The 12,814-nt window shown below is 33.8% G+C and carries 15 protein-coding genes and 1 pseudogene; 13 read left to right on the top strand and 3 right to left on the bottom strand.

Translation table 11 applies throughout. The features are described from left to right. Positions 1-2 precede the first annotated feature (2 nt). From kynB to MHH42_RS13705, 4 genes and pseudogenes are all read left to right on the top strand, one after another. The gene (gene kynB, locus MHH42_RS13725; RefSeq protein ID WP_000858202.1) at positions 3-632 is read left to right on the top strand and encodes an arylformamidase; all 630 of its coding nucleotides are present in this window, start codon (positions 3-5) and stop codon (positions 630-632) included. Positions 633-664: 32 nt separating this feature from the next. Next, entirely contained in the window at positions 665-1,504 is an 840-nt protein-coding gene (gene kynA, locus MHH42_RS13720) for a tryptophan 2,3-dioxygenase (protein ID WP_097837792.1), read from the top strand. A gap of 121 nt (positions 1,505-1,625) precedes the next feature. Beyond that, positions 1,626-2,525 (top strand): serine hydrolase domain-containing protein, encoded by a 900-nt coding sequence (locus tag MHH42_RS13715; RefSeq protein WP_097837791.1) that lies wholly within the window; start codon positions 1,626-1,628, stop codon positions 2,523-2,525. A 34-nt stretch (positions 2,526-2,559) separates the two neighbouring features. Then, positions 2,560-3,299: pseudogene (locus tag MHH42_RS13705) on the top strand (Pr6Pr family membrane protein). Between the two features lie 201 nt (positions 3,300-3,500). Here the strand turns inward: MHH42_RS13705 and MHH42_RS13700 are convergent. Further along, complete coding sequence (locus tag MHH42_RS13700; RefSeq protein ID WP_000811610.1) at positions 3,501-3,833, bottom strand: YqzG/YhdC family protein; 333 nt, start codon at positions 3,831-3,833, stop codon at positions 3,501-3,503. Positions 3,834-3,978: 145 nt separating this feature from the next. Between MHH42_RS13700 and sleB the strand changes: the two genes are divergently transcribed. The 6 genes from sleB (at position 3,979) to MHH42_RS13670 (ending at position 8,408) form a co-directional block, all read left to right on the top strand. Next, complete coding sequence (gene sleB / locus MHH42_RS13695; RefSeq protein WP_001249053.1) at positions 3,979-4,758, top strand: spore cortex-lytic enzyme; 780 nt, start codon at positions 3,979-3,981, stop codon at positions 4,756-4,758. A gap of 15 nt (positions 4,759-4,773) precedes the next feature. Further along, positions 4,774-6,114: a germination protein YpeB gene (gene ypeB, locus MHH42_RS13690; protein ID WP_000943731.1), complete on the top strand. Its 1,341-nt coding sequence runs from the start codon at positions 4,774-4,776 to the stop codon at positions 6,112-6,114. Positions 6,115-6,140: 26 nt separating this feature from the next. Continuing rightward, entirely contained in the window at positions 6,141-6,737 is a 597-nt protein-coding gene (locus MHH42_RS13685) for a YhcN/YlaJ family sporulation lipoprotein (protein WP_000697996.1), read from the top strand. Between the two features lie 107 nt (positions 6,738-6,844). Then, positions 6,845-7,201, top strand: a complete 357-nt coding sequence (locus tag MHH42_RS13680) for a hypothetical protein (RefSeq protein WP_000976451.1) — start codon at positions 6,845-6,847, stop codon at positions 7,199-7,201. Positions 7,202-7,226: 25 nt separating this feature from the next. Further along, positions 7,227-7,724 carry a GNAT family N-acetyltransferase gene (locus MHH42_RS13675; protein WP_340893480.1) on the top strand — a complete coding sequence of 166 codons (498 nt, stop codon included), beginning with the start codon at positions 7,227-7,229 and terminating at the stop codon, positions 7,722-7,724. Between the two features lie 147 nt (positions 7,725-7,871). Continuing rightward, positions 7,872-8,408 carry a DUF1697 domain-containing protein gene (locus MHH42_RS13670; RefSeq protein WP_340893478.1) on the top strand — a complete coding sequence of 179 codons (537 nt, stop codon included), beginning with the start codon at positions 7,872-7,874 and terminating at the stop codon, positions 8,406-8,408. 43 nt (positions 8,409-8,451) lie between these two features. Here MHH42_RS13670 and MHH42_RS13665 read toward each other — a convergent pair whose 3' ends face one another. Next, the gene (locus tag MHH42_RS13665) at positions 8,452-8,856 is read right to left on the bottom strand and encodes a hypothetical protein (protein ID WP_001080326.1); all 405 of its coding nucleotides are present in this window, start codon (positions 8,854-8,856) and stop codon (positions 8,452-8,454) included. 209 nt (positions 8,857-9,065) lie between these two features. Between MHH42_RS13665 and MHH42_RS13660 the strand changes: the two genes are divergently transcribed. Both MHH42_RS13660 and MHH42_RS13655 read left to right on the top strand, forming a co-directional pair. Next, positions 9,066-10,235, top strand: coding sequence for a ParM/StbA family protein (locus MHH42_RS13660; protein ID WP_000025613.1), 1,170 nt, complete (start codon positions 9,066-9,068; stop codon positions 10,233-10,235). An 11-nt stretch (positions 10,236-10,246) separates the two neighbouring features. Further along, positions 10,247-10,582 (top strand): hypothetical protein, encoded by a 336-nt coding sequence (locus MHH42_RS13655; protein WP_001257765.1) that lies wholly within the window; start codon positions 10,247-10,249, stop codon positions 10,580-10,582. A 125-nt stretch (positions 10,583-10,707) separates the two neighbouring features. On the opposite strand, the gene MHH42_RS13650 is transcribed toward MHH42_RS13655, so the two are convergent. Further along, on the bottom strand, positions 10,708-11,562 hold the full coding sequence (locus tag MHH42_RS13650; RefSeq protein WP_000136873.1) for an alpha/beta fold hydrolase: 855 nt from the start codon (positions 11,560-11,562) through the stop codon (positions 10,708-10,710). Positions 11,563-11,773: 211 nt separating this feature from the next. Here MHH42_RS13650 and MHH42_RS13645 point away from each other — a divergent pair, with 211 nt between their 5' ends. After that, the gene (locus tag MHH42_RS13645; protein ID WP_340893476.1) at positions 11,774-12,700 is read left to right on the top strand and encodes an NADP-dependent oxidoreductase; all 927 of its coding nucleotides are present in this window, start codon (positions 11,774-11,776) and stop codon (positions 12,698-12,700) included. Positions 12,701-12,814 lie beyond the last annotated feature (114 nt).

Raw genomic sequence — 12,814 nt, 5'->3', positions numbered from 1 at the left:
GAATGAAAACATCAAAGTGGATTGATATTTCACAGCCATTAAATAATGATATTGCAACTTGGCCAGGAGATACACCGTTCTCGTATGAAGTTTCATGGTCAAAAGAAGAGAGCGGTTCAGTAAACGTCGGAAAGTTAACGATGAGTATTCATACAGGTACTCATATTGATGCGCCTTTTCATTTTGATAATGACGGAAAGAAAGTAATAGATTTAGATGTTCAAGTTTATGTCGGACCTACGCGAATCATTGACGTTTCTAACCTTGAAAGCATCGGAAAAAAAGAATTAGAAAGTTTTCATTTAGAAGGTGTAGAACGACTATTATTACGTACATCTTCACATGGTAAAGCAGAAGAATTTCCAGATGTGATCCCGCATTTACGTGCTGATATTGCACCGTTTCTTTCTGATAAGGGAATTCGTTTAATCGGAGTGGATGTACCATCAGTTGATCCGTTAGATGATAAAGAACTAGCAGCACATCATCAATTGTTTAAATATGGAATTCATATTTTAGAAAATGTCGTACTAGATCATGTAGCAGACGGCGATTACGAATTAATTGCATTACCACTTGCGTTAACAGATGCAGATGGAAGTCCAGTTCGAGCTGTCATTAGACCAATATAAGTAGAAACATATAAAAGGGGTGTTTGACTAATATGAAAGAAAATGAAAAGGTAATTATGGAAAAAGGGATTCACACGGATTTTAAGGAAAATATGACGTATGGTGAGTATTTACAATTAGATAGTTTACTATCTTCTCAAAAGAGATTATCAGACCATCATGATGAAATGTTATTTATCGTTATTCACCAAGCTAGTGAGCTTTGGATGAAGCTTATTTTACATGAACTAAATGCAGCAATTGAATCGATTAAAAACGATAAATTAGCACCGGCATTTAAAATGTTAGCACGTGTATCAAAAATTCAATCGCAAATTATTCAATCTTGGGATATTCTCGCGACATTAACGCCATCTGAGTATATTGAATTCCGTGATTCACTCGGTCAAGCTTCAGGCTTTCAATCGTATCAATATCGAATGATTGAGTACGCACTTGGTTATAAAACACCACATGCATTAAAGATTTATGAAAAAGATCCAGAATTACACGCTCGTCTTCATAAAGCGCTACACGCACCAAGTTTGTATGATGTTGCGATACAGGCGCTTGTTAAAAAAGGCTTCCCAATTCATAAAGATGTGTTAAATCGTGATATTACGCAGCCTTACGAAGAAGATGCAACTGTAGAAGCGGCTTGGATAGAAGTGTATGCGGACGTGAAGCAATATTGGGATTTATATCAGCTTGCTGAAAAATTAATTGATATCGAAGATTGGCTACAACAATGGCGTTTCCGTCATATGAAAACGGTAGAACGCATTATCGGAAATAAAATGGGAACTGGCGGATCTTCAGGTGTATCTTATTTAAAACGAGTACTTGATCAACAGTTCTTCCCTGAACTTTGGAATGTTCGTACGAAATTATAGGAATAAGCTTGTCAGCTAATTATAGCTGATAAGCTTATTTTTTTATTTGAGCACAATTATGTTTTAATAAAAGGAACAAGATATAATAAATGAAGTAACTATTTTAATGGAGGTAAGATTTTTGGATTTTAAGCAACTACAAAATAAATTTGAAAAGAAAAAAGTGAATACATTTCTTATTTATCAAAAAGGGGAATTAACAACTGAGTATTATAAAACACCCGAATGTGCAAATAACTTATATAAAATAAATTCGATTACAAAAAGTATCGTATCTTTATTAATTGGTATTGCAATTGATAAGGGCTATATAAATGATATACATACACCGATTACAGCGTGGATTGAAAATGTACCTGGGGAGAAACATGATATAACGCTGTATCACTTATTAACAATGACTACTGGTGAGGATTGGAAAGAGTTTGGGAATGGAGTAGTATTCCCAAACGACTTTGTAGAATCAGAGAACTGGGTACAGTACATATTAGAAAAGCCAATAATTGAAGAACCTGCTACAAAAATGAATTATAATTCAGGTTCTTCACATTTACTTAGCTATATTATTCAAGAAGCTACTGGGATGTCGACAGAGCAGTTTGCGAAAAGATATTTATTTGAGCCATTAGAAATTAGCGAATATGAGTGGCAACAAGATCCGCAAGGTATATATGTCGGCGGCTTCGGTATGAAAATGAAATCTACCGATTTATTAAAATTAGGAAAATTATGTTTGCAAAATGGATATTGGAATGAGAAAGAAATTGTATCAGCGAAATGGTTAGAAGAGTCAAGTAGGGCGCAATTTGAAACATATGAACATGTTGGCGCATATGGATATCACTGGTGGGTATTACATAACGAAAGATTTCACATACCGTATTGTATATATTTCGCTATGGGGTACGGCGGACAATACATCGTTATCATTCCTCAGTTAGAAGTAGTAGCTATTATAAGTAGTCATATGCCAAAACGTGGGCTCGTTCCATTAAAATTATTTATTGAGCATGTACAGTGAAATTCCAATTATATATAAGAAAAGGAGGGAATGTATGAGGGATGAAAAAACTTTATCTTTATTTAGACTATGTTTAAGTCTTCTAGCATGTAGTGCCATTATTACGCAATTCATAATCAGGGCACAATTGAAACCGTTCAATCCAGTTAATTTTTTTAGTTTCTTTACGATTGAAAGTAACATTTTAGTTTCTTTACGATTGAAAGTAACATTTTAGTTTCTTTACGATTGAAAGTAACATTTTAGTTTCTTTACGATTGAAAGTAACATTTTAGTTTCTTTACGATTGAAAGTAACATTTTAGTTGTATGTATTCTCCTTTTAAGCAGTATCGGAACAGCTACATTTGGTCGCTCAGAACAATTTAGTATACTTCGAGGTGCGGCAACGGTATACATACTTACGACAGGACTCATTTATTTTTTGCTATTAAGAGGATTAGAAGAGTCACTTCAAACGGCAATACCATGGGTAAATACAGTGCTACATTATATCATGCCGATTGCAATGCTTTTAGATTGGATTTTAAATCCACCTATTAAGAAAATTACTTGGAAACAATCTGCAAGCTGGCTCTTATTCCCGTTTTTTTACGTTGTATATAGCTTAATACGTGGCCCAATCGTGAATTGGTATCCATATCCGTTTTTAGATCCAAGAATAGGTGGGTATGGTAAAGTACTTTTATACAGTATAGGGATAGCGGTTGTAATTGGCGCTATTTGTATATTGGTAAGATTTTTAGGGAATCGAAACTTTAGGAAAGAATTTTAGAAATGCAAGGAGCCCCACTGTTTCCGTTTTTAACAGTGGGGTTTCATTTTATCCCGCATTAACGGGGCAGTAAGACCCCCACCTCAAAATTCAGCGAAAGCAAAGAAGTTAGATGGGGGATCAACTGCCCGTAAAAGCCCGATTGGTTCAACTAATAATCAGTGGGAGATGAACAAACCCCCCACTGATTAAAGTTTTACTTTATCTACTCGTCTTCTGAAACGACAACTTTATAAATTTCTCTGTCTTCGTTTCAAATTCTACATCAACAAAAACACCATATTCTTTTCCATCTTCACGTAGCCACAATTTAAACTTTTCAACAGTTATTTGAACCGTTTTTGGTTTTCTACCTATATGAAGATAATCAACAATCTCTGCTTTCGGATATTGTTCTTTCGTCTTTTCTACAGCAAGTTTACCCCATTTTGCATAAGGCGGTTGTGCATGAACAATCGATGACCCGGTATATATATTTAAACATGTTGTTAATAAAAGAATGACGAATGCGATACGCTTTAACAATTGCTTCATAATGAACTCCTTTTCTCCTTTTTGTATATTGTTTACATATTCTTTCAACGATATAAGTTTGGATTTTTTTGTCTTCTTTACATAAAAGCGAGGCTTTTACAAAACATAACCAAGAAATCATTTCTGTAATTAAGGAGGGAAAATTATGCGCCAAAAAGCTATTTTTAAAATAGCAGTTTTACTTGCGTTCATAGGACTGTCTTTAATGGTCAGTAGTATACAACTAAAGAATGTAGAAGCTTTTTCTAATCAAGTTATTCAAAGAGGAGCATCCGGTGAAGATGTCATTGAACTACAATCTCGTTTGAAATATAACGGATTTTATACAGGAAAAGTAGATGGTGTTTTCGGATGGGGTACATACTGGGCACTTCGGAATTTTCAAGAGAAATTTGGACTACCTGTTGATGGTTTAGCGGGTGCTAAAACGAAGCAGATGCTCGTAAAGGCAACAAAGTATGATAAGTCGACTGCGAATAAAGGGACGACAACGAATAAAGGAAATAGTGGTGGCACTGCACAAGAAAATAAACCACCACAAAATAAAGGGACAAATGTTCCGAACGGTTATTCCCAAAATGACATTCAGCTCATGGCAAATGCAGTATATGGAGAATCACGTGGTGAGCCGTATTTAGGACAAGTTGCAGTAGCTGCAGTTATTTTGAACCGTGTTACAAGCGCATCATTCCCAAATACCGTTTCAGGTGTAATCTTTGAGCCGAGAGCGTTTACAGCGGTGGCTGATGGACAAATATATTTAACGCCAAATGAAACAGCGAAAAAAGCGGTTTTAGATGCGATAAACGGCTGGGATCCAACAGGAAATGCTTTATATTATTTCAACCCAGATACTGCGACAAGTAAATGGATTTGGACTCGTCCACAAATTAAAAAAATTGGTAAACATATTTTCTGTAAATAGAGCGGAGGTGGGACAATGTTAAGAGGTATTATCATTGTATTATTAACAGTTGGTGTAGTTGGAACAGGATATTGGGGCTATAAAGAGCACCAAGAGAAAAATGCGGTTTTAATTCGAGCGGAAAATAGTTATCAACGAGCATTCCATGATTTAGCATACGAAGTTGATTTATTACACGATAAAATTGGTACAACACTTGCGATGAATTCACGCTCATCTTTATCACCTGCATTAGCAGATGTATGGCGTTTAACATCTGAAGCTCGTTCAGATGTAGGACAACTCCCGTTAACATTAATGCCGTTTAATAAAACGGAAGAGTTTTTAGCAAATATCGGTGATTTTAGTTACCGTGCAGCCATTCGTGATTTAGAAAAAGAGCCGTTAAATGAACAAGAATATAAAACGTTGCAAACTTTATATTCAAATGCGGGAAATATACAAGATGAACTAAGGAAAGTACAACATCTTGTTTTGAAAAATAATTTACGCTGGATGGATGTTGAAATGGCACTTGCATCAAATCGCGATCCAGCAGATAACACAATTATTGATGGATTAAAAACTGTAGAGAAAAACGTAACATCATACTCTTCTACAAACTTCGGACCGACCTTTACAAGTGCACAAAAAAATAAAAAAGGTGGATTTGAAGCAGAAGGAAAGGCAATTTCTAAAGATGAAGCAGCAAAAATCGCAAAATCATTTTTAAATTTAAAAGGAAATGAAAAAGTCGATGTAGAGAAAAGTGGAAAAGGTGCGAAAGAATCATTCTATAGTGTGAAGATTAAAGACTCTGCAACGAATAATGAGTTTTACATGGATATTACCGGAAAAGGCGGATATCCAATTTGGGTAATGAATAATCGAGAAATTAAAGAACAGAAAATTAGTTTAAATGATGCAGGAAGTAAAGGATTGACGTTTTTAAAGGATCATAAGTTTAATAATATGGAGCTTTATGATAGTTCTCAATATGATACTATCGGCGTGTTTACTTATGTAGTAAATGAGAATGGCGTACGGATTTATCCGGAAGCAATCCAAATGAAAATTGCTTTAGACGACGGATCTATCGTTGGATTTTCTGCAAAAGAATATTTAGCATCACATCAAAAACGAACAATTCCGTCTGCCAAGCTAACTGCAGCAGAAGCAAGGAAGAAAATTAACCCTGATGTGAAAGTGATGGAAGAGCGAAAAGCAGTTGTAGTAAATGATTTGCATAATGAAGTACTTTGCTATGAATTTGTTGGAACGTTAGGGAAAGATACGTATCAAATTTTCATCAATGCGAATAGCGGAGCAGAAGAAAAAGTGAAAAAAATGCAAGCTGTTGAAAAAATTTATGATTAAACCTTAATAGTAAAGTGGTGAAAAGAATGAAAATCCTAATATATATGTTGATGCTTTGCTTTTTTATAACTGGATGCAGTATTGGAAAAAAAGACAATCCAAATGAAAAGCCAGAACAAAAAAATGTCTCAATGAAAAATGTTAATTATACAAATAAATCAAATAAGCCAAATGAAAAAGCAGCGGATCATTTAGCATCTTTAGCGGCAAGTGTGCCAGGTGTGAATGATGCAACAGCAGTAGTTGTTGGAAAATATGCTATTGTAGGTATTGATGTAAAAGCGAAACTAGACCGAACTCGTGTTGAGTCAATTAAGTACTCTGTTGCAGAAAGTTTAAAAAACGATCCGGATGGTGCGAATGCAGTCGTTGTAGCTGATGTTGATACGTATGAACGGCTGAAACAAATTGGAAAGCAAATTAAAAAAGGGAAAACTGGCGAAGGTATACTGGATGAATTAGCAGCAATTGTTGGCCGCGTGATGCCACAAGTTCCGAATGATATGATTGAAAATAGAGAAACGAATCCAATTAAAGATAATGACAAGCAATTACCAAAAGATGAAGAACAAGAACTAAGAAAAGAACAGAATGACCAATCTAATAATCATTTGAATAAGTAAAATGAGCCTCGTACTAAATTGTACGAGGCTTTTTAAATATAATATTAAATATTCAGTTTATTTTTAAGGGAACATATGGTTTAATTATTGTGGGAGGGACAACTGTTATGATGAAAAAAAGTGCATTTATTTTATGTGGTTTCTGCCTAAGTTTCAGTATGACAGCGTGTGAACAAAAGAAAGAAGTGAAAAAGCAAACAGCGACTTCTTCTACTGTGATGGAAAGTCAGAAGAAAGAAGTTATCAATATAAATCATTTCTCAAAAATAGATGAAGGAATGACTTATACAGAAGTGAAAGATTTAATCGGTTTTGAAGGAAATTTACTTATAGAAGAAGGGGTAGAACATTCTACACAAATTAAACAAATTTTTGCTTGGAAGGGGAATAATCCAAATTCATTTGTTGAAATTACATTTTTGGATGGAAAGGTGCATTCTAAATCACAGCAAGGTTTAAGTTAATTTGATAAAAATGGGAGAGTATAGCATGAACATACATATTGGGGAAATACAATTAGTTCCGTATAAGGAGACGTATAAAGAAATTATACAATCATTTACTTTACCAAGTGAACAAGTTCAATTCACATCAGATCCAGGCGAATTATTGAAAAAAGCAAAAAGCGATCGCACAAAAAATGTAATTGTTATTTTAGATTATAACGGGGTACCTGTTGGTCTTTTCGCATTACAAACAGGCGAAAGAGTACAAGAGTTCACAGAGAATGAAGACGCTTTACTTTTAACATCGTTTTCTATAAATTATAATAAACAAAGAAAAGGATACGCTAAAAAATCATTGGCATTATTACAAGATTTTATAAAACGTTATTTTCCAATAAAAAATGAAGTTGTACTTGCTGTAAATGAAAAAAATATGCCAGCACAAAAGTTATATGAAAAAGTTGGCTTCGAAGATAGAGGCATTAGAAGAATGGGACCGATTGGTCAACAAATAATAATGCATTTACCTATAATAAAATAACGGGATAGAAAACTTACTCTTGAACATTCTTGTAGTAAGTTTTTTTTATTTTGTGCTATGTTAGTAAAAACGAAAGTAGGTATCAAAAAAGATAAAGGTTTCAATATATATAGTTGAAAGGTCAATGAATATGCGAGGAGTAATGATATGACAATTTATATTGCGTTACTAAGGGGAATCAATGTAGGTGGACATAAAATAATCAAAATGGCAGATTTAAAACGATTGTTTGAATCAATAGGATTAAAACAAGTGAAAACATATATTCAAAGCGGTAATATCGAGTTTGAATCTGAGGAAGATATAAACGCTCTAAAAGTAAAAATTGAATCTGAAATTAAAAAGGAATTTAATTTTGATGTTCAAGTCATCCTAAAAACAAATGAAGAATTAATAAATACTATAAAATATTCCCCTTATAAGGCGGATGCTTTGTTAGAAGGAGAAAGTATACACGTTGCCTTTTTAGCTCATCCATTTTCTGAAGATGAGAGGAAGCAGTTACTTATGTACAAAAGTGAACTTGAAGATTGCTATATAGATGAGAAGGTTGTATATTTGTATTTCAAAAATAGCATTCGGAATTCTAAATTAATGAACCAATTTCAGAAGTTACATACACCAGCTACAGTAAGGAATTGGCGAACTGTTAATAAATTAAAAGCAATTGTAGAGGGTATGTAAATATAAAAAGATGAGGTTTTCTATATATAGAAAACCTCATCTTTTATTTATATTGTTTTGCAACTATGAGTTCGACAATAGGATAAATAAAGAATGAAGAACAAAGTGCGATAAACAGTGGTAGGTTTTTAACTCCATCTAAATTGGAACCCATAGAAAAACCTTCCGAGAAGAGTAATAGAAGGAACAATACAACTACAAGTACAAAATACGCAATTTTAAAGCTTTTATATGTAATTTGCTGTCCCATTTCATCCTGACTTTCTTCTGATACACCGTGGGGATCTCCCCATGTAATATGATTGATGAGGTAGCTAAGTATTAAAGCGCTTGTAAAAATTGTTCCACCTAAAATTACACCTCCATTGATGTATTTATAAGCTCCGTGTATAAGTACTCCGACTAATGATAAAACAATTGTTATTAAAATGAATTTTTTACGATTCATATTAGAACAACACCCCCACGATTGTAAAAAATTCTTTACATTTATAGTATAAAATTGGAAAAGGTTCATGTCAAATACTTTTTACAAGCAAGGCAAATGTATATAGTATTTTGTTTTAATGATAAATAAAAAATTACATTACATTTGAATGTAAAAGAATAGGCTCGCATATATTTGGAAGGGATGTCAGATTAATTTAGGGGGTAGTTATGTCTATACTTTTAAAAGCTGGTGCAGATGCAGGAAATAACGGTTTGAAGTTAATGGTGAAAGGGCAAGACCCTATTTTTATTCCGAGTATTTATTCTTTATATATAGGTGAGCCTACAGGATTGTTAGATGAGGGAGATGTGTCATTATCTGAATTAGAAAATCATATCGATGTGACCATTAGTTCTCCATCGCTAATGTTAAATAATGTACGGTACATCGTTGGAGAAAAAGTGATTCAAGATCAATTGAAAGGTACTGAAGTGGAGAAGAAATCGAATAAGTCGACGGATGAGCTAATGGTTATTACAATACTATCGGGTTTAGCAGTAAGTGCTATGCGTCAAAGTCCAACTTCTAGTCATATTAACATTCGATATGATTTATCTGTCGCTCTTCCTATGCAACTTATTACACAAGAAATAGCTGCCGAAAATGCAAAACGTTATATGGGAAATCACAAGGTTGTTTTCCATTATCCGAACGGTCGTGATGTTACTATTAATGTTTCTATTGAGTTTTGTAAATGCCTGCCTGAGGGCGCTTCTGGGACGTGGGGCATTGTATATGATGAAGAAGGAAATGTTGTGAAACATAAAATAGAATGTGAACAAAATCAAGTTTCAGAAATTGATTTTGTTGATAAAACTTTATTGTCTTTTGATATTGGTGCGGGGACAACAGAAGAAGTTGTTTCGTTAGGGGTAAATTTCCGTCCGCAATTAAGTAAAGGATTATCGTACGGTGTAAAAGAAACGTTACTACAAATTATTACGAGATGGAACCGGAAGTATCCAACAAAGACGATTGATAGTATTACAGAATTCAATCAAATTTATTTAAATGATAAACATCCTAGGAATGCATTATTAGTTGAGGAATCACAACCAGCACTATTAGGTTTAGCTGCGCGCGTCGCAACTGATATTATTAATAAAATTGATGATATGAAAGACGATCCATACGTGTTTATTTATGGTGGGGGCGCAGTTATCATTAAAAATAGCTTGAAAATGATTTTAAAACAAAAAGGGCGTTTAACAAATGTTATCTTTGTAGATAATCCACTATTTACAAATGCAAGAGGATTATTAGTCTACACTTGTTCGCCAAAGTATAGAGAACATAAACAAAAAGAGTTAGGGTTTACAAACTTAACGATAAGTTAGTTGGTGGAAACATGCGATCTAGGCGATATAAACGTGGTGATCGAGTGAAAATCAATATTCATAAATCAGTATCACCTGAAATGCTTGCATGGCTTAATAAACAATCAAACCCAACTAATTTCTTTTTCTTTGCAGCACAGCAATTATTTAAACAAGTAGGAGATATTGATGTGTCAAAAACTTTACCAAATAGCCATGTTTTCTCATTATATATGGAGCCCTCATCCTTATTAAAAGTCGAAGTAAATCCTTTTAAAAACGTACCACTAGAAGCGAATAAATCCACCGAAAGTGTAAAAAAAAAATCATGGGAATCTGTTGATCAATTAGATTGTCCATTTTTTTAAACATAGAAACATTTATGTAAGCCCATCACTATACATATGGATACAGTGATGGGCTTTTGTTAGTGTATCGCTATTCCAATAAATAGAAGGGGCACAAATTTGTGCCCCTTCTATTTATTATTTATCTATATTTTAGATGTATGTTCTGTTACAGTTTGAATAATGTTTTCCCAGTCATCAGGATGGTTTTCATGTCCTGCTCCTTCAAGAATTAAAAGTGCTGAGTTTGGAATTTCATCAATAAGTGCGAGACCATGTTCAAATGGTAGTGCTGTATCGTCAGTTCCGTGAATTACTAATGTGGGTGCTTGTATGGAGCTAAGTACACCTTCATAAGCATCATCACCTTGAAGTAAAGCGTGATTAAACATACTTAATAGATTGTTAGCCCTTTCTATTTCGAGTTTTACTTGTGTATAAACTCTGTTTTCATCAAATGAACGTTTTGAGCCGCACAATAGACGAGAGCCTGTAACTAAATACTCTGTCACAGCGTTTTGATTTGACCAATCTAAATTTGCACCATTTGCATGATGTATTAAAATTCTTTCATCCATCGGAGGTAAATCGCGAGTGTTGTTATCTGAGCCTATAACACTTGTTGCTAGTAAAGTTAACGTTAAAATTCTTTCAGGATGTTTTACAGCGGCAATTTGAGCAATCATTCCACCTAATGACATACCAAATAAGTGCGCTTTATCAATATGATAGGCATCCAGCACCCCAATTGCATCTTCAGCCATAGTTGTTACCGTATAATTGGAAGTTCCAGGTTCGTATGTAACAGAGCGTCCTACATCACGGTTATCAAAGCGAATGACAAATTTCCCTGTGCTAGCTAACTGTTCACAAAATTCTTCATCCCAATAAACCATTGAACATGTAGCTCCCATAATTAATAAAATTGCTGGATTATTAGGATTTCCAAAGCTTTCTGTACAAATATCAGTCCCGTTTGTTTTAATCATCTTTTCGGTCATAGTGTTATCTCCATTTCTTTTGGATTTTATTACAAACATAGAAAATAAAACTCTGTATGATTCTAAGATGTACACAAAATTGAATTTGGAACTCACATTAATTAATAGCGTAGCATAAATACCACCTCTAAACATGTTTATTGTCATTCAAAGCAAAAAATTTTGAAAAATAATTGTAAGTTATTAAAATAAACAGCAAGGAGGAGAGGAAATGAAAGCAATTGTTATTGATCAATATGGTAGTGTTGAAGAACTAAAAGAAAGACAAATTTTAAAACCAGTTGTTACATATAACGAGGTATTAATACGCATTCTCGCAACATCTGTTAATCCAGTTGATTGGAAAACTAGAAAAGGAGACTTACAACAACAATTGCAATTTTCATTTCCAATTACTTTAGGGTTAGATGTAGCTAGAGTTATCGAAGAGGTTGGAGAAGAGGTAGAAGGTTTCAAAATAGGAGATAAAGTGTTTACGAAACCTGAAAATATAGGGAAGGGATCTTATGCTGAATTCATTGCGGTAAAATCAGATTTAGTAACTTATATGCCTACTAACCTAAGTTTTGAAGAGGCAGCTTCTATTCCACTCGCAGGACTTACTGCTTGGCAAAGTCTTGTAGATTACGCAAAAATAAAAGAAAATGACCGAGTATTTATTCACGCTGGAGCTGGTGGTGTCGGAAGTTTGGCAATCCAAATTGCAAAATCATTTGGAGCTTTTGTTGCAACTACTGCAAGTGGTAAAAATGAAGAGTTTTTAAAGGATTTAGGAGCGGATCTCGTTATTGATTATAAAAAAGATAAATTTGAAGAGCTACTATCAGATTTTGATATTGTATTAGATACAATCGGTGGCGAAGTACAAGAAAAAAGTTTTCAAATTATTAAACCTGGCGGTGTTCTAGTTTCGATTGTTCATGAACCAAATTATAAAGTGAAAGGGATAAAATCAGGATTTTTATGGCTAAAACCAAGTGGAAAACAATTAGAAGAGTTATCAAATTTAATTGTACATGGAAAAATCAAACCGATCATAAGTAAAGTTGTGTCACTTAATGAAGAAGGGGTTAGAGAAGCTCATATTTTGAGTGAAGGGCAACATGTTAGAGGTAAGATTGTAATTAAAGTGGAATGATGATAGCCGCTGTATATTGACTTGTAGTGAATAAAGATAAATTGGAGTACTCCATAATTTTATAATACCCCAAAGTACTTTTATTTTGGGGTATTAGCTTTTCTTAGTTTGATG

This window comes from Bacillus sp. FSL L8-0099, assembly GCF_038006385.1.
GTDB classification, from domain to species: domain Bacteria; phylum Bacillota; class Bacilli; order Bacillales; family Bacillaceae_G; genus Bacillus_A; species Bacillus_A toyonensis.
Note: the sequence above shows the minus strand (reverse complement) of the source record. Positions and strands in the feature narration are given on the sequence as shown.